This is a genomic window from Halorubrum xinjiangense (assembly GCF_049604745.1).
GTDB classification, from domain to species: Archaea; Halobacteriota; Halobacteria; order Halobacteriales; family Haloferacaceae; genus Halorubrum; species Halorubrum xinjiangense_A.
Genome location: NZ_CP187140.1, coordinates 2,981,711 through 3,001,431, shown reverse-complemented (window position 1 = coordinate 3,001,431; position 19,721 = coordinate 2,981,711). Strand labels below are relative to the sequence as shown.

Here is a 19,721-nt window from a genome sequence, read left to right as displayed (position 1 = left end):
GGCGGCGAGCGGCGCCGTCGCGGCCGACGAGCAACCCCGGAACCCTTTTGGAGCAACACGGGCCACGTTCGTGTAATGAGCGATCTCGAAGCGGAGTACCGTCTCGACTACTTCGAGGAAGAAGGGTTCGAGCGCAAGGAATGTACCTCCTGTGGCGCGCACTTCTGGACCCGCGACGCGGAGCGAGAACTGTGCGGCGAGCCGCCCTGCGAGGACTACAGCTTCATCGACGACCCGGGCTTCCCGGAGGCCCACTCGCTGTCGGAGATGCGCGAGGCGTTCCTCTCCTTCTTCGAAGAGCACGGCCACGAGCGGATCGACCCGTACCCGGTCGCCGCGAACCGCTGGCGCGACGACGTCCTCCTGACGCAGGCGTCGATCTACGACTTCCAGCCGCTCGTCACCTCGGGGCAGACGCCGCCCCCGGCGAACCCCCTCACCATCTCCCAGCCCTGTATCCGGATGCAGGACATCGACAACGTCGGCAAGACGGGCCGACACACGATGGCGTTCGAGATGATGGCCCACCACGCGTTCAACACGCGCGAGGAGGTCGACGAGGGCGAGTACGCCTACCATGGCGAGGTGTACTGGAAAGACGAGACGGTCCAGTACTGCGACGAGCTGTTCGAGTCCCTCGGCGCCGACCTCGAGGAGATCACCTACATCGAGGACCCATGGGTCGGCGGCGGCAACGCCGGCCCCGCCATCGAGGTCATCTACAAGGGCGCTGAGCTGGCAACGCTCGTCTTCATGTGCATGGAGCAGGACCCCGACGGCGACTACGAGATGAAAGACGGGAACACGTACTCGTTCATGGACACGTACATCGTCGACACCGGGTACGGGCTCGAGCGGTGGACGTGGATGAGCCAGGGGACCGCGACGGTGTACGAGGCCGTCTACCCCGACGCCATCGACTTCCTGAAGGACAACGCCGGCATCGAACACACCGAGGCGGAACGCGAGATCGTCCACCGCGCCGCGAAGCTCTCCGGCCGGCTCGACATCGACGACGTCGACGACGTGGAGGCCGCCCGCGGCGAGATCGCCGACCGGCTCGACGTCGACGTCGACCGCCTGCGCGAGCTGGTCGAACCCCTGGAGTCGATCTACGCGATCGCGGACCACTCGCGGACGCTCGCGTACATGTTCGGCGACGAGATCGTCCCCTCGAACGTCGGCACGGGCTACCTCGCCCGCATGGTGTTACGCCGGATGAAGCGGCTCGTCGACGAAGTCGGCGTCGACGCGCCCCTCGACGAGCTCGTCGACATGCAGGCCGAGCGGCTCGGCTACGAGAACCGCGACACAATCCGCGAGATCGTCCGCAGCGAGGAGCGGAAGTACGAGCGGACGCTGGAGCGAGGCGCCCGGAAGGTCGAGCAGCTTGCCGACGAGTACGCCGGCACCGGCGAGCCGATCCCGACCGAGGAGCTGCTGGAGCTGTACGACTCCCACGGGATCCAGCCCGACATGGTCGCCGACATCGCGGACGATCGCGGCGCGACCGTCGACGTGCCCGACGACTTCTACGCGCTCGTCGCCGACCGACACGAGGAGGGCGACGCCGCGGCGGCGGCCGACGAGCGCGACGAGCGGCTCGCCGACCTCCCCGAGACGGAGAAGCTGTTCTACGACGACCAGGGGCGTACGGAGTTCGAGGCGGTCGTCCTCGACGTGGTCGACGCCGAGGAGGGGTACGACGTCGTCTTAGACCAGACGATGTTCTACCCCGAGGGCGGCGGCCAGCCGGCCGACAGGGGCCAGCTCACGGTCGGCGAGACGACCGTCGACGTCACTGACGTCCAAGAGCGCGACGGCGTCGTCCTCCACCGCACGGACGCCGACCCCGGAAAAGGCGAGTTCGTCAAGGGCCAGGTCGACGGCGACCGCCGCGAGCGGCTCCGCGCGCACCACACCGCGACCCACCTGATCGGCCACGCGGCCCGCGAAGTGCTCGGCGACCACGTCCGGCAGGCGGGCGCCCAGAAGGGGACCGACTCCGCGCGGCTCGACGTGCGCCACTTCGAGCGCATCACCCGCGAGGACGTGAAGGCGATCGAGCGCGTCGCCAACGAGCTCGTTCGCGACGACGTCCCCGTCCGTCAGGAGTGGCCCGACCGCAACGAGGCCGAGGCGGAACACGGGTTCGACCTGTATCAGGGCGGCGTCCCGCCGGGAACGAACGTCCGGCTGATCCACGTCGGCGACGCCGACGTCCAGGCCTGCGCGGGCACCCACGTCGACCGGACCGGCGAGATCGGCGCCGTGAAGGTGCTGAAGACGGAGCCGGTTCAGGACGGCGTCGAGCGCATCGCCTTCGCCGCGGGCGCCGCGGCGGTCGAGGCGACCCAGCGCACCGAGGACGCGCTGTACGACGCGGCCGACGTGTTGGACGTCGACCCGCTCGACGTGCCCGACACCGCCGAGCGCTTCTTCGAGGAGTGGAAGGCGCGGGGCAAGGAGATCGAGTCGCTCAAAGAGGAGCTGGCGGCCGCGCGCGCCTCCGGCGGCGCCGACGCCGAGGAGGTCGAGGTCGACGGGACGACCGCGGTGATCCAGCGGCTCGACGGCGACGCCGACGAGCTGCGCGCGACCGCCAACGCCCACGTCGACGACGGGAAGGTCGCGGTGATCGGCAGCGGCGCCGACGGCTCCGCGAGCTTCGTCGTCGGCGTCCCCGACGGGGTCGACGTGAACGCCGGGCAGGTCGTCTCCGAGCTCGCCGGCCGCGTCGGCGGCGGCGGCGGCGGCCCGCCGGACTTCGCGCAGGGCGGCGGCCCGGACGCCGACGCGCTCGACGACGCGCTCGACGCGGCGCCCGACGTCCTTCGCAGCCTCCAGGAGGCCTAGTTCCTTCCCCGCGAGTTCGATATGCCCTACGCGACCAACGCCGGCACCGAGATCCGGTACGAGATGGACGCCCCCGACGCCGGCGATCCCGACGAGGCAGTCGTCTTCTGCGGCGACGTCGGGCTCGGCGCCTGGCAGTTCGGCTGGCAACACGCCGCGCTGGCGGGACCGTACACGGTGATCACGCCCGAGACGCGCGGCGTCGGCCGGTCGGACGCGCCGCCCGGTCCCTACTCGGTCGAGTCGCTCGCGGCCGACCTCGACGCGGTCTGCGCGGCCGAGGGGATCCGGAACGCCCACCTCGTCGGCTACGGCCTCGGCGGGATGGTCGCCCTTACCGCCGCGCTGACCTCGTCGCGGCCGGCGAGTCTCGCCCTAGTGGGAACGCCCCCCGCGGGCGACGCGTACAATCCCGACGGCGTCTGGGCCGACCCGGCCGACCCGGCCGCGGTCGAGGGATCGCTCTCCGGGCTGCTCTCGCCCGACTTCCGCGAGGCGCACCCGGACGCGCTCTCGCGGATCGCGGAGTGGCGCCTCGCGGAGGACGCCGACCGCGAGACGTACGAGGCGCACCGCGCCGCGGTCGAGGGGTTCGACCTAACGGACGGCCTCTTCAAGGTCACGACGCCGGCCGTGGTCGTCCACGGGAGCGACGACACCGCCTGTCCGGTCACGGCCGGCGAGACGCTCGCGGAGGGGCTCCCCCGCGGCGAGTTCCACGCCGTCGAGGGAGCCCGACATCTCGTCGGGGTCGAGGCGTCGGCGGCGGTCAACGACCTGCTCGTCGGCTGGCTCGCGGAACACGCGAGCGCGAGCTTCGAGTAGGCTCGGCGGTCCGCAAGCGACGCCACGCGTCCGCGTCCTCGGCCGGCGTGTCCGACGCCGCAACCGTTTTGTCGCTCTCGCCTCTCCGTTCGGTCGATGACTCGCCTCCGGTTCGCCCTGTTGAACGCTGCCCACGACGGCGCGAACACCCGTCGGAACTTCCGCCGGGAGATCGACGCCGACCTCGTCGAGTTCGACGCGGTCGACGGAGACCTCCCCGACCACACCGAGTTCGACGGCGTCGTGGTGACGGGGTCCCGCTCCTCGGTCTACTGGGACGAGGCGTGGATCCCGCCGCTCGTCGACTACGTCGCCGACGCCGCCGAGGCAGGCGTCCCGGTCCTCGGCGTCTGTTACGGCCACCAGGTGCTCGCGGAGGCGCTCGGCGGCCGCGTCGCAGGGATGGACGGGTTCGAGATCGGCTACAACGAGATCCGCCGCCTGCGCGACGACCCGCTGTTCGAGGGGATCGACGAGTCGTTCACCGCCTTCACGACCCACGGCGACGCGGTCGTCGAGCTCCCGCCCTCTGCGACGCTGCTCGCCGAGAACGACCGCGGTGTCCACGCGTTCCGCGACGGGCACTGCTGGGGCGTCCAGTTCCACCCCGAGTACGACATCGAGACCGCCCGCGACGTGACGGACGGGAAGCGCGACCAGATCGGCGACGCCCGCGTGGACGGCGTCCTCGAATCGATCACCCCCGAGGCGTACGACGCCGCCTGCGAGGCGAAGGCGCTGTTCGAGAACTTCACCGCCTACGCCGAGCTGCTGGCGGCCGACGAGGTGGAGGCGGAAGCGGAGGCGGCCGCCGCGGACGACTGATCGACGACGTCGACGCGACCGCCGCGACCACCACGAACGACTGAGCGGAGTCGACCGCCGCGGACGACCGAGCGCCCCCGGTCGAACACCCTTATACGGTTCCCGGACCGATCCGTTGTATGAACGTAGTACCGGACACGAGCGCGGTCGTCGACGGCCGCGTGTCCGAACGCGTCGCGGACGGGACCTACGAGTCGGTCACCGTGTTCGTCCCCGAGGCGGTCGTGGGCGAGCTGGAGTCGCAGGCGAACGACGGGCTCGAATCCGGCTGGGACGGGCTGAGCGAGCTCAAGCGGCTCGCCGACTTCGCCGACGACGGCCGGATCGAGCTCCGGTACGTCGGCGAGCGCGCCAGCGGCGACGCCCGCTCGAACGCCCACGAGGGCGACGTGGACGCGCTGATCCGCGACCTCGCCGCCGACCACGACGCGACGCTGCTCTCCAGCGACGTGGTCCAGGCCGAGGTCGCCCGCGCGAAGGGCCTCGACGTCGAGTACGTCGAGCCCGTCGCCCGCGGCGTCGTCGACGACCTCCCGATTCAGGAGTTCTTCACCGACGAGACGATGTCCGTCCACCTCAAGACGGACACCGTTCCGAAGGCGAAGCGCGGGACGCTCGGCGAGATGCGCTACGTCGAGATCGACGACGAGCCGAGCGACGAGGAACAGATGCGCGAGTGGGCCAACTCGATCGTCGACCTGGCCCGCCAGTCGAGCGACGGGTTCATCGAACTCTCCGACGACGGGATGGACATCGTCCAGTTCCGCGACTACCGGATCGCGGTGGCCCGACCCCCCTTCGCGGACGGGATCGAGATCACCGCGGTCCGCCCTATCGCGAAGACGACCCTCGACGACTACGAGTTCGCCGACGAGCTGCGCGACCGGTTCACGGAGCGGAAGCGCGGCGTGCTCATCTCGGGGTCGCCCGGCGCCGGCAAGTCGACGTTCGCGCAGGCGGTCGCTGAGTTCTTAAACGACAGCGACTACGCGGTGAAGACGATGGAGAAGCCGCGCGACCTCCAGGTCGGCCCGGAGATCACCCAGTACGGCGCGCTCGGCGGCGAGATGGAGAACACCGCCGACTCCCTCCTCCTCGTTCGGCCCGACTACACCATCTACGACGAGGTCCGGAAGACGAACGACTTCGAGGTGTTCTCGGACATGCGGATGGCCGGCGTCGGCATGGTCGGCGTCGTCCACGCCTCCCGGGCTATCGACGCGCTCCAGCGGCTCGTCGGCCGCGTCGAGCTCGGGATGATCCCGCAGATCGTCGACACCGTCGTCTACATCGAGGCCGGTGAGGTCCACACCGTCTACGACGTGACCACCGAGGTGAAGGTGCCCGCTGGACTGACGGCGGAGGACCTCGCGCGCCCGGTCATCCAGGTGTCGAACTTCGAGACGGGCCGGCCGGAGTACGAGATCTACACGTTCAACCGGCAGGTCGTCACGGTGCCGCTCGACGAGAACGGCGGCGAGGCGGAGACGGAGAGCGGCGTCGGCCGCATCGCGAAAAAGGAGATCGAACGCGAGATCAAGTCGGTCGCGCACGGCCGCGTCGACGTGGAGCTCAACGGCGACGACGAGGCGGTCGTCTACGTCACCGAGGGCGACATCGGCACCGTGATCGGGAAGGGCGGCGGCCGCATCGCCGACATCGAGAACCGCCTCGGGATCGACATCGACGTCCGCACGCACGATGAGAAGCCGGGCGGGTCGGGCGCGGGCGCCGCGGGCGGCGCCGCCGAGAACGGCCGCGGCGACGGGCAGGTCGGCGCCGAGCGCGGGACGGTGGTCGCGCCGGAGATCACCTCCCGGCACGTCGTCATCGACGTCGACGACGGCGTCGGCGAGACGGTCGAGGTGCGCGCCGACGGCGAGTACCTCTTCACCGCCACGGTCGGCCGCGGCGGCGAGGTCCAGGTCTCCCGCGGCTCCGCCATCGCCGAGGAGCTGGAGGACGCGATCGACCGGAACCGGACGGTGACGGTCGTCCCGGCGCGCTGAGAGAGGGTAACTCAGCCGCGCCGCGACCGGACGCCGACGTTTCCGAACCCTGTCACGTCGTCGTCCGACGCGGTGGCGTACCACGATCGACGTATCGTATTCCTCCTGAAAGATAACGCTTTTTTGCCGTTGGTCGGAACGACGTGGTATGGCCGATGAGTTAAAACGCGGGCTCGAGGGCGTCCTCGTCGCGGAGTCGGATCTGAGCTACGTCGACGGCGAGGTCGGGAAGCTCGTGTATCGCGGGTACGACATCGAGGACCTCGCGCGCGGCGCGAGCTACGAGGAGGTGCTGTACCTGCTGTGGCACGGTTCCCTGCCGGCCGCCGCGGAGCTCGACTCGTTCGCCGCCGACCTCGCGGCGGAGCGCGAGGTGAACGACGACGTCATCGAGACGGTCCGCGCGCTCGCGGACGCCGGCGAGCGACCGATGGCGGCGCTCCGGACCGCGACGTCGATGCTGTCGGCGTATGACCCCGACGAGGAAAGCGACGACGGCGGCGAGGCCACCCTCCGTCAGGGCCGGCGGATCACGGCGAAGATCCCGACGGTCCTCGCCGCGTTCGAGCGCGTCCGCCAGGGCGAGGAGCCCGTCGCCCCGGACCCGGAGCTCTCACACGCCGGGAACTTCCTCTACATGCTCACCGGGACCGAGCCGGACGACGTGAGCGAGGAGACGTTCGACATGGCGCTCACGCTCCACGCCGACCACGGGCTCAACGCCTCCACGTTCACCGCGATGGTGATCGGCTCGACGATGGCCGACGTCTACTCCGGCGTCACGGGCGGTATCGGCGCGCTCTCCGGCCCGCTCCACGGCGGTGCCAACCAGGACGTGATGGAGGTGCTCCACGAGATCGACGCCTCCTCGAAGGACCCCGTTCAGTGGGTGAAAGACGTCCGCGCCGACGGCGGACGCATCCCCGGGTTCGGCCACCGCGTCTACAAGGTGAAAGACCCCCGCGCGAAGATCCTCGAAGAGAAGCTCCGCGACCTCTCGGAGTCGTCGGGCGACACGAAGTGGCTCGACTACACCACCGCCATCGAGGAGTACCTCACCGATCAGGGGCTCGTCGAGAAGGGGATCGCCCCGAACGTCGACTTCTACTCCGGCTCCGTCTACGACTCGCTCGGCATCCCGGTCGACATGTACACGCCCATCTTCGCGATGAGCCGCGTCGGCGGCTGGATCGCCCACGTCGCCGAGTACCAGGAGGACAACCGCCTCATCCGCCCGCGCGCCCGGTACACCGGTCCCGAGGGCTCCGAGTTCGTCCCCCTCGACGAGCGATAGACCGCCGCGAGCGCCGGACGCCCGCCTTTTTCCGCCGGTTCTCCGTCACTCGAACGCGGCGATCCCGGTTAGGTCCTCGCCGAGCACCAGCGTGTGGATGTCGTGGGTCCCCTCGTAGGTGTAGACGGTCTCGAAGTTCGCCATGTGGCGCATCGGCGAGTAGTCGGTCGTGATCCCGTTGCCGCCGAGCATCTCGCGGGCGACCCGCGACTGGTCGCGGGCCATCCGGACGTTGTTGCGCTTCGCCATCGAGACGTGCTGGGGCGTGAGGTCGCCGCGCTCTTTCAGCTCCGCGAGCCGGTGCGCGAGCAGCTGGCTCGTCGTGATCTCGGTCGCCATCTCCGCGAGCTTCTCCTGTTGGAGCTGGAACCGCGCGATCGGGCCGCCGAACTGGTCGCGGTCGAGCGCGTACTCCCGGGCCTGCTCGAAGCAGTCGCGGGCGGCGCCGACCGCCCCCCACGCGATCCCGTAGCGCGCCTGCGTGAGACACGAGAGCGGGCCCTTCATCCCGCTCACGTCGGGGAGAACGTTCTCCTCGGGGACGGAGACGTTCTGGAGGCTGATCTCGCCGGTGATCGACGCCCGGAGCGAGAGCTTGTCGTCGATCTCGTTGGTGGTGACACCGTCGCGGTCGGTCTCGACGAGGAAGCCGCGGACGGGGCTCCCCTCGGCGGACGTGTCGCGCGCCCAGACGACCGCCACGTCCGCGATGGGAGCGTTCGTGATCCACGTCTTCGAGCCGTCGAGGACGTAGCCGTCGCCGTCCCGCTCCGCGGTCGTCTCCATCGCCGAGGGGTCCGACCCGTGTTCCGGCTCCGTCAGGCCGAAACAGCCCACCGCCTCGCCGGTGCCGAGTTCCGGGAGCCAGCGCTCCTTCTGTTCGTCGCTGCCGTACGCGTGGATGGGGTACATGACGAGCGCCCCCTGGACGCTGGCCATCGACCGGAGCCCGGAGTCGCACGCCTCCAGCTCCTGCATCAGGAGGCCGTAGGCGGTCTCGGAGACGTTCGGCAGCCCGTAACCGTCGAGGTTCGAGCCGTAGAAGCCGAGCTCGCCCATCTCTTCGATCAGGTCCGTCGGGAACGTCCCCGCTTGGAAGTGGTCGCCGATGTCGGGGCGGACCCGTTCGTCAACGAACTGGCGAGCGGTGTCGCGGATCAGCCGCGCCTCCTCGTCGAGGTCGGCCTCCAGTCCCACGTAATCGAGCATGATCGTTCGTGTGCGTCGCGTCGGCAAAAGCGGTTCGACGTCGTCGCCGCTCTCTCGGCCGCCTCAGAGATCGAACCACTCGCGCCCGAACTTCGCGAGCAGCGGGGCGTCGTCGAGGTGGAGGAGCTTCGCCATCGCGCTTTTGTCGCCCTGGTTCGCCTTTTCGAGGGTGTTGTCGTCGGTTCGACTGAGGTCGCGCATGAACCGGTCGTACCGCTCGTTGGGCGCGAGGTACAACAGCCGCGTGAGCATCAGCCGCGCCTTCATCCGCGGAGCCACGTCGCGGTGCCAGAGCCGCTCGTACACCTCGAGGCTCTCCGCGTCGAGGCGGCGCTTCGAATCGGTGAGACAGCGGTCGACGGTGGCCGCCGCGGCGCGGGCCGACTTCATCCCCTTGTGGATCCCCTCTCCCCACAGCGGGTCAATCGAGGGGACCGTGTCACCGATCGCGAGGAAGCGGTCGGTGTGCATCTCGTCGGGCATCTGGATGTGCGCGGAGCCGCGGTGGACCTTCCCGCCGATCTTCTCGGCGTCGGCGAAGCGGGGGTCGCGGCTCACCCAGTCGTCGAGGTAGCCGTCGACGGTCTTGCCCGCCTCGGCGAACTCCCGGTGGCGGTCGTTCTGGATGTAACAGATCCCCACCTTCGCGGTGTCCTCGCCGGTCGCGAAGATCCACGAGTAGCCGCCGGGCGCGATGTCGTGGTCCAAGCGCAGCATCATCGCGCGCCGGAGGTCCGCGTACTCGGGGTGGTTCATCTCGACGCCCTCCATCTCGTACTCGATGCCGATCGCCTGGTTCTCGCGTTCGAGGTCGACGACGTCGAGCGCGCTCGCGAGCGGCGCGGCCGGCCCGGTTGCGTCGATCACGACGTCGGCGTACACCTCCTCGTCGCCGTTGTACCGAATCCCCTCGATCACGTCGTCGTCGTCGAGGATCGGCCGCGAGACCCGCGCGTCGAAGCGGTACTCCGCGCCGTTGTCGCGGCCGTCCTCCACGAGGAACCGCTTGAACTCGGCGAACTCCAACACCGCTCCCGGCTGGTAGCTCTCGTAGTACTCGTTGGGCGACTCCAACACGACGTCGTCGGTGTACGACATCACGACGTCGTCGGGGATCCCGAACGAGGACATCATCGACGGGAATGTGCCCGCCGTCGACTTGTTGCTCTGTCGCGGGAACTCGTCTTCCGACTCCGTCTCCAAGACGACGACGTCGTAGTCGCGCGTCGCCAGGTCGCGGGCGCACTGCGCGCCCGCCGGACCGGCCCCGGCGATAGCGACGTCGTAGCGATCAACCATACACGCCAGTTGCGGACCCTCCTAATTAGGCTTGCTGAAACTTGCCGAAAAATCCGTTCGAACCCGCCCGTTCGGCCGGTTTTGGCCGTCGAGAGAGGTCGGAATTACCCCGCCCTCCTCGGGCGGTCTCAGTAGAACTCGCGGACGAGGTCGGTCGCGCTCTCCGGGGCGCCGTCCGGGATGACGGACATGTCCTCGTCGACGCCGTGCTGCTCGTGGTACGGCACCGACGACTCGTCTTTGTAGATGACGCCCTGGTGTTCCTTCTCGTTGTCGAGAATGACGTCCTTCGCGTCCTCGCGGGAGGTCGGGTCGTGGTCCTCCTCTTTCAGATCGACCAGCGAGTCGCGGAAGTAGTCGTACGTGTCGACGTCGTTGAAGGTGACGCAGGGGGAGTAGACGTTGACGAAGCCGAACCCGTCGTGTTCGATCGCCTCCTGGATGATCTCCTGGTGGCGGAGCGCGTCCGAGGAGAACGACTGCGCGATGAACGTCGCGCCCGAGGCGAGCGCCAGCGCGTGCGGGTTCACCGGGGGCTGTTTCGGGCCCTCGGGGCTCGTCGACGTCTCGAAGTCCTCGCGGGAGGTCGGGGAGGCCTGTCCCTTCGTCAGCCCGTAGATGCGGTTGTCCATCACGACGTACGTCATGTCGACGTTGCGCCGGACGGCGTGGACGAAGTGGCCCGCGCCGATGGAGTAGCCGTCGCCGTCGCCGCCGGCGACCATCACTTCGATGTCGGGCCGGGCCATCTTGACGCCGGTCCCGACGGGGAGCGCGCGCCCGTGAACGCCGTGGAGCGCGTAGCTGTGCATGTACGTGCCGATCTTGCCGGAACAGCCGATGCCGGCGACGACGAAGGTGTTGTCGGGGTCGTTCCCCGTCTCCGCGAGGGCCTTCATCATCCCGTTCATCGTCCCGAAGTCGCCGCAACCCGGGCACCACGTCGGCTGCTTGTCGGACTTGAAGTCGGTGAATCGAATGTCTGAGCTCATTGGTTACGCCTCCGCCCCCGCCGCGAGGGTCGACTTGATCTCCGCTGCGAGTTCGTCGGCCTTGAACCGCACGCCGTTGTACTTGTTCACGCGGTCGACCCGTTCGAGCACGTCGTGCTCGACGAGGTCCGCGAACTGCCCCTGCTCGTTACACTCGACGACGACCGTCGTCTCGGCCGCTTCGACGTCCTCCGAGAGGTCCGGTCGCGGGAAGATGTACGGGACCGAGAGGACCCGCACGTCCTGCCCCTCCTCGTCGAGGATCTCGACCGCCTCGGCGAGCGCACCCTCGTTCGACCCCCACGTGATCACGAGGTCGTCGGCGTCCGCGTCGCCGAACTCGCGCGGGCTCCAGTCCTCGCGCTCGCGGGCCGTCTCCACCTTCCGGTTGCGCTTGTCGACCTGCGCGACGCGCATGTCGGTGTCCTCCGTCCGGCGGCCCTGCTCGTCGTGTTCGAGGCCGGTGGACATGTGGGCGCCGTCGGCGGTGCCGGGGAACGCCCGCGGCGAGATCCCGTCGTCGGTGATCTCGTGGGGCTGGAAGCCGCCCGACTCGCTCATGTGGTCGTCGATCGTCGTCTCGTCGACGACGTTGCCGCGGTCGACCTCGACCTCGTCCATGTCGAACGTCTCCGGGGAGAACGTCTGCTCGGTGACCGCCATCGAGAGGTCGGCGGTGAGGTAGACGGGGAGCTGGTACTTCTCGGCGAGGTTGAACGCCTCGACCGTCTTCCAGAAGCACTCGTCGATGGTGGTCGGCGCGAGGACGAACCGCGGCACCTCGCCGTGGCCGCCGTACAGCATCTGGTTTAAGTCGCCCTGCTCCTGTTTCGTCGGCATCCCCGTCGAGGGGCCCGAACGCATCACGTTACAGATGACGAGCGGCGTCTCCGAGGTGGCGATGAGCCCGAACGTCTCCGTCATCAGGTCGATCCCGGGGCCGGAGGTCGCCGTCATCGCGCGGGCGCCGCCGCGGGCCGCGCCCAGTGCCATGTTGATCGCGGACAGCTCGTCTTCCGCCTGGACGACGTGGCCGCCGAACTGATCGATGCGGCCCGTGAGGTACGTCATCACGTCGGTCGCGGGCGTGATCGGGTAGCCGGCGTAGAAGCGGCAGCCGGCCGCGATGGCGCCCATCCCGATGGCCTCGTCGCCGTTGAGGAGGACGTAGTCCTCGTCGGTGGTCTCTAAGTCGTAGTCGAACTCGTGGTCATACTCGTCGGCGACGTACGACTGACCGGCGCGCGCGGCCTCCTTGTTGTTGTCGACGAGCTTCTGCCCTTTGTCCTTGAAGCGCTTTTCGAGGGCGGAGTCGAGGTTCTCGATGGGGAACTCGGCGACCTCACACGCTGCGCCGAGCGCGACGACGTTCCGCATGATGGCGCCGCCGGCCTCTTCGGCCAGGCTCTTGAGCGGCACGTCGAGCCCGATCATCTCCTCGGGGATCTCGACGTCTTGCATCGTGGTCCGCTCGCCGTCGTAGATGATCACCGACCCCTCGTGGAGCTCGTCGAGGTTCTCCTCGATCGTCCGGGGGGTCAACGCGATGAGCACGTCGAGTCGGTCAACGACGCTCTGTACCTTGTCGACGGAGGTCCGCACCTTGTAGGCGGTGTACCCGCCTCGGATCCGCGATGCGAAGTCCTTCGACGTGAACACGTGCCGACCCGCGCGGGAAAGCGCCTGTGCGAAGATCTTCCCCGTCGAGTCGATGCCGTCGCCGGCCTCTCCGCCGACAGCCCAGTTGAAATCCGCGGCCATGTGCTATGGGCAAGGTTCCGGCGGACTCATCAAAAGGCTTCTGGAAGGAGCCACCGAGGTGTTTCTGGACGAACGTGTCCGTCCTCGCGAATATTGTCGGCTCTGAGCGGTGTATTCGGCCACTATGCGAAGATAATTGAACATACATCCACCGAATTCCTCACGATCGACCCCTCGCGTCGGACCCGTTTTCGACGATCATCGAATGTACTCGGCAGAGAACGGACCTCCCGGACGCGTCGGCGAGAGCGGGGATGTGACGATGGTGTACGTGTCCCCGAGCGCGCGCGTGTCGATCGAGTCGGGGCGCGCCGCCGGAAGCGGTTTCGACACGGGCAGGACCGACGCCGACGGGAAGGGGTTTGTGTCTCCCCCGCCGATCCGACGTATGGACACGACAGCGACGGTCGAGGCGGTCGAGGCGGTCGGCCCCGACACGTACGCCCTCCGCTTCCGCGCGCCCGACGGGTTCGCGGCCGAACCCGGACAGTTCGTGAAGCTCGGCACCGAGATCGACGGCGAGTCGGTCGCGCGCTTCTACACCCTCTCGTCGCCCCGCGTCGGCGAGACGTTCGAGGTCACGGTCGGCATCGACCCCGACGAGGGCGGCGAGTTCTCGGCGTTCCTCTCCGACGCCGAGGCCGGCACAGAGATGACGCTCTCGGGGCCGTTCGGCGACCAGCACTACGACGGCGAGCCGCGTGCGGTCGTGATCGCTGGCGGGCCCGGAGTCGGCCCCGCGGTCGCCATCGCGGAGCGCGCGCTCGACGAGGGCGCCGAGGCCGCGGTCGTCTACCGCGACGACGACGTCGCCCACGCCGACCGGATCGATTCCCTCCGCGAGCGCGGCGCCGAGTTTCGGCTCCTCGACGCGGACGACCCCCTGACCGACGCCGTCGCCGACGTCCTCACGGGCGCGGACGGCGAGACGGTCTTCGTCTACGGGTTCGCCGACCTCGTCGCCGACGCCGAGGCCGCGGTCGACGCTGCGGGCGGCGACGCCGACGCCGCGAAGGTCGAGAACTTCGGGTAGTCGCGGTCGTCGAGAGTACCGCTCTGCTGCCGGCCTCGCCCGCCGGTGCCGCCACGCTTTACGTACTCCCCCGAGAGGTGTGGGTATGGACTATCGACGACTCGGCGACACCGGGCTCAGCGTCTCTGAGCTCTGCTTCGGCACGTGGCGGTTCGGGCGCGAGACGAACGGCGTCGTGGAGACGGGCCGCGAGGAGGCCCACGAGCTGCTCGACGCGGCCGCGGACCGCGGGATCAACTTCATCGACACGGCCAACGTGTACGGGTCGCCGCACGGGACGAGCGAGGAGTACGTCGGCGAGTGGCTCGCGGACCGCGACCGCGAGGACTACGTGATCGCCTCGAAGGTGTACTTCCCGTTCGACGGGCGCGGCGAGCCGGGCCCCAACGACTCGGGGCTCGGCCGGAAACACATCCGCGCGCAGATCGAGGGCACGCTCGACCGGCTCGACACCGACTACCTCGACATTTACTACATCCACCGCTGGGACGACGAGACGCCCATCGAGGAGACGATGCGCGCGCTCGACGAGCTGGTCGCGGAGGGGAAGGTCCACCACCTCGGCGCGTCGACGATGGCGGCCTGGCAGCTGACGAAGGCGCAGTGGACCGCCGACGTCAACGACTACGCGAGCTTCGACGTGGTCCAGCCGCTCCACCACGCGGGCTACTACGAGGACGTGAGCGAGTACCTCGACGTCTGTATCGACCAGGACCTCGCGGTCTGTCCGTACTCCCCGCTCGCGGGCGGGTTCCTCACCGGCAAGTACGAGCGCGCCGACCCCGACGACCCCGAGCAGGTGATCGCGCCCGACGGCTCGCGCGCGAGCTTCGACGACCGGTTCGAGCGGTTCTACCTCTCCGAGCGCGGCTGGAAGGTGCTCGACGCGGTCCGCGAGGTCGCCGACGAGCTCGACGCGACGCCCGCGCAGGTCGCGCTGGCGTGGCTCACCGAGTGGGACGAGTTCACCTGCGTTCCCATCGTCGGCGCGCGGACGGTCGACCAGCTCGACGAGAATGTCGCCGCGGCCGACCTCGACCTCTCCGACGCGCAGTGGGACCGGATCATGGACGCGCGCTACGACCCGGACGGGAACCTCTGGGGGCACTAAACCGCGGAGACCGCGCAGTCGGACCGCGTTACTCGTCGAAGTCGGGGAGGTCGTCCGGCGCGTCGAAGTCGGCCTCCCAGTCGATGTACTCCTCCTTGAGCGTCTCGCAGACGATCTGTCCCAGCTCCGTGAGCCCCGCGTTGATCGCGGAGACGGTCCCCCACGAGTCGAGGTCGGGGTGGAGGTCCCGCTCCTTCCAGTCCTCTGGGAGCCCGGGCGCGTGGTAGCCGACGCGGTCGGCGAAGTCGTCCCAGAAGAAGTCGAACCGGGAGACGAGTTCGAGGTCGAGCGCGATTTTCCAGTCGGACTCGTCCATGTCGGTGGTGTCGGCCCACTCCGAGAACGCGTCCTCCCACGCGCCCTCGCGGAGGAGCGCCTCCAGGTCGTCGCGGCGGTACTCCCCGCCCGCGACCTCGGCGTCCTCGTACTCGTTGGGATCGACGGCGGCGAGTTCGGGGGGCTCCGGCGGGTCGACGTTGAGTGGCATGCCCGGAATTGGGCGCCGACGGGGCAAAACCCTACGGGAACGGGTCGCGCTCGGTCCGGTCCGGCTCTAGTATAAGCGCGCGTTCGTCCGGCACGCCCGATCCGGTCCTTTTACCGCGGTTCCGTTCCGAGAGCAGGTATGGACCTCCGCGCCGTCTCGCGTCGCGTCGGGATCGCCGCCGCCGTCGTCACCGTCGTCGCGCTCGTCGCGCCGTACGCGGTCATCTCGGGGCCGGAGTACGCTGACCAGCTGGCCACGTACTACGCCTCCGGCGTCGTCGGCTGGACCGGGATCGCGCTGTTCGCGCTGCTTTCCGCGGTCGTCATCGCCTCCGTCGAGCAGGGGAACGTCGACCCCGGGACGCTCGCGGGCGTGGCGGTCGTCCTCGGGGTCGCGACGACCGCGAGCGCGGCGACGTGGGCGCTGGCGGTCGAGCCGAGCCCGGTGTTCCGCGACCACCTCTGGCTCGTGTGGCACGCGCGCGCCGTCGTCGCGCTGTCGATTCCCGTCCCGCTCGCCGCCGCGGTGTACGCTCGGGAGCTGTTGGCGTAGCCGCGCCGTCGATTCCGGTCCGGCGCCGCCCGCCGAACGAAAGGCCCTTATGCCGCACCCGAATATTGTCGAACGGACTAGGTCGGGCGGTTAGGCCCCGCTCGTAACCCGTGAGGCAGTCTTTAGCGGGGACCGAACAGCGGGCACGTCCGGTCAGACCGGCGCGGGCCCCGAGAGCCAACGTGGAAGCCTCGTCCGCCGGGGACAGCGGTCCGTGGCGCCCGCTCGCAGGAGCGGTCCGTCGCGGTTCGTCGGCGACACTGGGTCAGGCGCGGAAGCGAGCAGCCCACCGCCGGACGCCCGTCGCTCGTCGGGTCGCGGGGTGGAGGAGGCAATCGGGATACCCCGTGCCGGAACGCCGGGCTACCCCGCCTGTCCGCCATTCATACTTCGTTTCATTCGCTGAGTGGTGACGCTACGATGTTGTCGTCGCCGGTGAGAGAGTCGACACCGTGAGTGTCTACTTATAAACAAACGCAGTCTGCTCGGAGATCTGCTTATAAATAATCGACGACGGATCGGCCACGAACACCGCCGAAGCCCCAGCCGGGAGGACGGCGCACGCTCGCTGCGCTCCTCACTCGGTCGCTCACTCCGTTCGCTCCCTTGTTCCGGTGCTTACGTCGCCTGCGCCGTCCTCCCGGCTGCCCCTTCGAGTCCCGCCCCGCACCGCAACCGCACCTCACGCCTCCCCAGCCTCGCCGCTCGCGCTTAAAAGCGCTCGCGGCATCCCTCGCGCGTGCTGACTCGCGGCCGCCGATGGCGGCCGCTCGCAGGCACGCGCCGACCGCAACCGCGGAAAACAGGCAGTTGTCGCGATTCAGCGACCGGTGTCGTACTTGTAGGTCGCCGAGTCCGGATCGATCCCGAAGTCCTCGGCGGACTCCTCCGGCTCGTCGTCACCGGTCGGCTCGGCGTCTTTGAACGCCTTCCGGAGGCTGTTCGGCATCTCGAACTCGTCGACGGCCAGTTCGAGGCCGACGACGCCGCCGCCGAGGAACTCCCGCTTCTCGGTGAGGCGGTCGGAGAGCGCGGGCGGGAGGTCGTCGGTGTCGACGCGCTCGAAGCCGAACTGCGCGAGGTACTCCGGCTGGTCGGTGAGCACGTACACCGTCTCGAACCCGTCCGCCGCCGCGGTGTCGACGAGGCGCTCGACGACGTGCGCCCCGACTCCGCGGTGCCGCCACTCGGGGAGAACGCCGATGCCGGTGAGCTCGATCCGGTTCGCCTCGTCTTCGTCGCCGCGGTGGAGGCGGAGCCGCCCGAACCCGGCCCGGTCGCCGGACTCCTCGTCGACCGCGATCACGTAGTCCCGTGACCGGAAGGCGACGTCGTCGAGCCCGAGCTGCTCGATCGCGTCCAACAACCACGCCTCGTCACGGTTTTTGGCGTCGCGGACGTACATAGAGAGCCGTACGAGACCGGAGGTGAAAAGCGGTTCCCCGGCGGCCCCTCCCGCGTCTCCCGACTCCGACGCCGGCGCGGATCGGTTCGCGCCCCCGAGGCGGGCCGCTTTTGCCCTCCGGCCGCCGACCGGACGCGTATGGAATTCGCCGCGCTGGCGGAACGGGCGGAACGGGTGGCCGCGAACGACGGCGACATCGAGACGACGCTCGCGGTCGCCGACCTGCTCGCGGACGCCGGCGCCGGCCACAGTGCCGAGGACGACGGCGCCGAGGCCGACGGGTCGACCGACGGCCTCCCCGTCGTCGTCCGGTTCCTCCTCGGCCGCGTCTTCCCCGCCCACGACACCCGAACCCTCGACGTCGGCCCCGCGCTCTGCCGCGAGGCGATCGCCCGCGCCGCGGGCCAGAACGTCTCCGCGGCGGACGTCGAGGACCGCCTCGCGGAGCGCGGCGAGATCGGCGCCGTCGCGGCCGACTACGACTTCGGCGGCCAGCGGGGGCTCGCCGCGTTCGGGAGCGGCCGCGACGCGCTCACGGTGGCCGCGCTCGACGCGGAGCTGCGCGGCCTCGCGGCCGAGAGCGGCGACGGCAGCGAGTCGCGCAAGCGGGACGCGCTGTTCGGGCTGTTCACGCGCTGCTCGCCGAGCGAGGCGGCGTTCCTCGCCCGACTTGTCCTCGGCGAGATGCGGCTCGGGGTCGGCGAGGGGACGGTCCGCGACGCGATCGCCGAGGCGTTCCTCGCGCCGGAGAAGGACTCCGAATCCGCCGACACGGACGCGACCGACGACCCCGAACCGGACGACTCGAACGCGACCGATGATCCCCGACTCGCCGCGCCAGAGGACGCCGTCGCGGCCGTCGAGCGCGCGCTTCAGGTGACGAACGACTACGGCCGGGTCGCGGTCCGCGCCCGCGACGAGGGGCTCGCGGGACTCCGCGAGGAGTCGCTCCGGGTGGGGCGTCCGGTCCAAGCGATGCTCGCGCAGGCGGGCACCGCGACCGACGCGGTCGACTCCTTCGGCGAGGTCGCCGTCGAGACGAAGTTCGACGGGGCCCGTGTCCAGGTCCACTACGCACCGGCTGACGCCGAGCCGGGAGGAAACGAGGCGCTCGGCCCGCGGCTCTACTCACGGAACATGGACGACGTGACTGAGGCGCTCCCGGAGATCGTCGAGTACGTCGCCGAGCGCGTCGACGCCCCGGTCATCCTTGACGGCGAGGTCGTTGCGGTCGACGACGACGGCGACCCGCTCCCGTTCCAGGAGGTCCTGCGGCGGTTCCGCCGGAAACACGACGTCGACCGCATGCGCGAGGCCGTCTCCCTGCGGCTCCACGCCTTCGACTGCCTCCACGCCGACGGGGACGACCTGCTCGACGACCCCCTCCGCGACCGCCACGAGCGGCTCCGGGAGGTCCTCCCGGACGCGGCCGCGGACCTCACGCTCGCCGCCGACGCGGACGCGATCGCGACCGAGGAGCGGGCCGCCCTCGACGCGGGCCACGAGGGGGTCATGCTGAAGAACCCCGCGGCGGCGTACACCCCCGGCGACCGCGGGCGCGACTGGCTGAAGCGCAAGCCGGACGTGGAGACGCTCGACGCCGTCGTCGTCGGCGCCGAGTGGGGCGAGGGGCGCCGCGCTGAGCTGTTCGGCACGTTCCTGCTCGCGGTTCGAGCAGAGGAAACCGAAGGCGACGCCGACGACCTCGCGCCCGCGGGCTACGCCACGGTCGGGAAGGTCGCCACCGGGATCACCGACGAGGTGCTTGCGGACCTCACCGAGCGGCTGGAGCCGCACGTCGTCGACGAGACGGGGACGGAGGTCGCGTTCGACCCCGAGCTGGTCGTTGAGGTCGGCTACGAGGAGATCCAGACCTCGCCGACGTACTCGGCCGGCTACGCCCTCCGGTTCCCCCGCTTCGTCGGGGTGCGCGAGGACAAGGGGGTCGACGACGCCGACTCGCTCGCCCGGGTCCGTCGGCTCGCCGGCGACGACTGAGCCGACGCGTAACGGTGCCCGACGACCACCCCATCGGCGTTCCGCCACGCGAAACCCCTTCACGG

General features: G+C 69.7%; 15 protein-coding genes and 1 other RNA gene. 10 read left to right on the top strand and 6 right to left on the bottom strand.

Going from position 1 to position 19,721, the window contains the following annotated elements:
- Positions 1 to 75: 75 nt before the first annotated feature.
- The 5 genes from alaS to citZ all read left to right on the top strand — a co-directional run bounded on the left by alaS (position 76) and on the right by citZ (position 7,809).
- Positions 76 to 2,856 (top strand): alanine--tRNA ligase, encoded by a 2,781-nt coding sequence (gene alaS / locus ACOZ35_RS16230; RefSeq protein ID WP_424014531.1) that lies wholly within the window; start codon positions 76 to 78, stop codon positions 2,854 to 2,856.
- 21 nt (positions 2,857 to 2,877) lie between these two features.
- Positions 2,878 to 3,681 (top strand): alpha/beta fold hydrolase, encoded by an 804-nt coding sequence (locus ACOZ35_RS16225; RefSeq protein WP_424014530.1) that lies wholly within the window; start codon positions 2,878 to 2,880, stop codon positions 3,679 to 3,681.
- A 96-nt stretch (positions 3,682 to 3,777) separates the two neighbouring features.
- Positions 3,778 to 4,506 (top strand): type 1 glutamine amidotransferase, encoded by a 729-nt coding sequence (locus ACOZ35_RS16220; RefSeq protein ID WP_424014529.1) that lies wholly within the window; start codon positions 3,778 to 3,780, stop codon positions 4,504 to 4,506.
- Between the two features lie 119 nt (positions 4,507 to 4,625).
- Positions 4,626 to 6,515 (top strand): PINc/VapC family ATPase, encoded by a 1,890-nt coding sequence (locus ACOZ35_RS16215; protein ID WP_424014528.1) that lies wholly within the window; start codon positions 4,626 to 4,628, stop codon positions 6,513 to 6,515.
- A gap of 148 nt (positions 6,516 to 6,663) precedes the next feature.
- Positions 6,664 to 7,809 (top strand): citrate synthase, encoded by a 1,146-nt coding sequence (gene citZ / locus ACOZ35_RS16210; protein WP_424014527.1) that lies wholly within the window; start codon positions 6,664 to 6,666, stop codon positions 7,807 to 7,809.
- 45 nt (positions 7,810 to 7,854) lie between these two features.
- On the opposite strand, the gene ACOZ35_RS16205 is transcribed toward citZ, so the two are convergent.
- The 4 genes from ACOZ35_RS16205 to ACOZ35_RS16190 form a co-directional block, all read right to left on the bottom strand.
- Positions 7,855 to 9,018: an acyl-CoA dehydrogenase family protein gene (locus ACOZ35_RS16205; RefSeq protein WP_424014526.1), complete on the bottom strand. Its 1,164-nt coding sequence runs from the start codon at positions 9,016 to 9,018 to the stop codon at positions 7,855 to 7,857.
- 63 nt (positions 9,019 to 9,081) lie between these two features.
- Complete coding sequence (locus ACOZ35_RS16200; RefSeq protein ID WP_424014525.1) at positions 9,082 to 10,317, bottom strand: digeranylgeranylglycerophospholipid reductase; 1,236 nt, start codon at positions 10,315 to 10,317, stop codon at positions 9,082 to 9,084.
- Positions 10,318 to 10,445: 128 nt separating this feature from the next.
- Positions 10,446 to 11,309, bottom strand: a complete 864-nt coding sequence (locus tag ACOZ35_RS16195; protein WP_424014524.1) for a 2-oxoacid:ferredoxin oxidoreductase subunit beta — start codon at positions 11,307 to 11,309, stop codon at positions 10,446 to 10,448.
- A gap of 3 nt (positions 11,310 to 11,312) precedes the next feature.
- Entirely contained in the window at positions 11,313 to 13,070 is a 1,758-nt protein-coding gene (locus ACOZ35_RS16190) for a 2-oxoacid:acceptor oxidoreductase subunit alpha (protein WP_424014523.1), read from the bottom strand.
- A 388-nt stretch (positions 13,071 to 13,458) separates the two neighbouring features.
- Here ACOZ35_RS16190 and ACOZ35_RS16185 point away from each other — a divergent pair, with 388 nt between their 5' ends.
- Together ACOZ35_RS16185 and ACOZ35_RS16180 are read left to right on the top strand one after the other, a co-directional pair.
- The gene (locus ACOZ35_RS16185) at positions 13,459 to 14,103 is read left to right on the top strand and encodes an FAD-dependent oxidoreductase (RefSeq protein WP_424014522.1); all 645 of its coding nucleotides are present in this window, start codon (positions 13,459 to 13,461) and stop codon (positions 14,101 to 14,103) included.
- An 85-nt stretch (positions 14,104 to 14,188) separates the two neighbouring features.
- Entirely contained in the window at positions 14,189 to 15,214 is a 1,026-nt protein-coding gene (locus ACOZ35_RS16180; RefSeq protein ID WP_424014521.1) for an aldo/keto reductase, read from the top strand.
- Between the two features lie 28 nt (positions 15,215 to 15,242).
- Here ACOZ35_RS16180 and ACOZ35_RS16175 read toward each other — a convergent pair whose 3' ends face one another.
- Entirely contained in the window at positions 15,243 to 15,701 is a 459-nt protein-coding gene (locus ACOZ35_RS16175; protein WP_424014520.1) for a hypothetical protein, read from the bottom strand.
- Between the two features lie 138 nt (positions 15,702 to 15,839).
- Between ACOZ35_RS16175 and ACOZ35_RS16170 the strand changes: the two genes are divergently transcribed.
- Together ACOZ35_RS16170 and ffs are read left to right on the top strand one after the other, a co-directional pair.
- Complete coding sequence (locus tag ACOZ35_RS16170; RefSeq protein ID WP_424014519.1) at positions 15,840 to 16,253, top strand: DUF7548 family protein; 414 nt, start codon at positions 15,840 to 15,842, stop codon at positions 16,251 to 16,253.
- A 70-nt stretch (positions 16,254 to 16,323) separates the two neighbouring features.
- Positions 16,324 to 16,635: signal recognition particle sRNA (gene ffs, locus ACOZ35_RS16165), an RNA gene on the top strand.
- Between the two features lie 438 nt (positions 16,636 to 17,073).
- Here ffs and ACOZ35_RS16160 read toward each other — a convergent pair.
- On the bottom strand, positions 17,074 to 17,658 hold the full coding sequence (locus ACOZ35_RS16160; RefSeq protein WP_424014518.1) for a GNAT family N-acetyltransferase: 585 nt from the start codon (positions 17,656 to 17,658) through the stop codon (positions 17,074 to 17,076).
- A gap of 138 nt (positions 17,659 to 17,796) precedes the next feature.
- Between ACOZ35_RS16160 and ligA the strand changes: the two genes are divergently transcribed.
- Positions 17,797 to 19,656, top strand: coding sequence for an ATP-dependent DNA ligase LigA (gene ligA / locus ACOZ35_RS16155; RefSeq protein WP_424014517.1), 1,860 nt, complete (start codon positions 17,797 to 17,799; stop codon positions 19,654 to 19,656).
- The last annotated feature ends 65 nt before the right edge of the window (positions 19,657 to 19,721 follow it).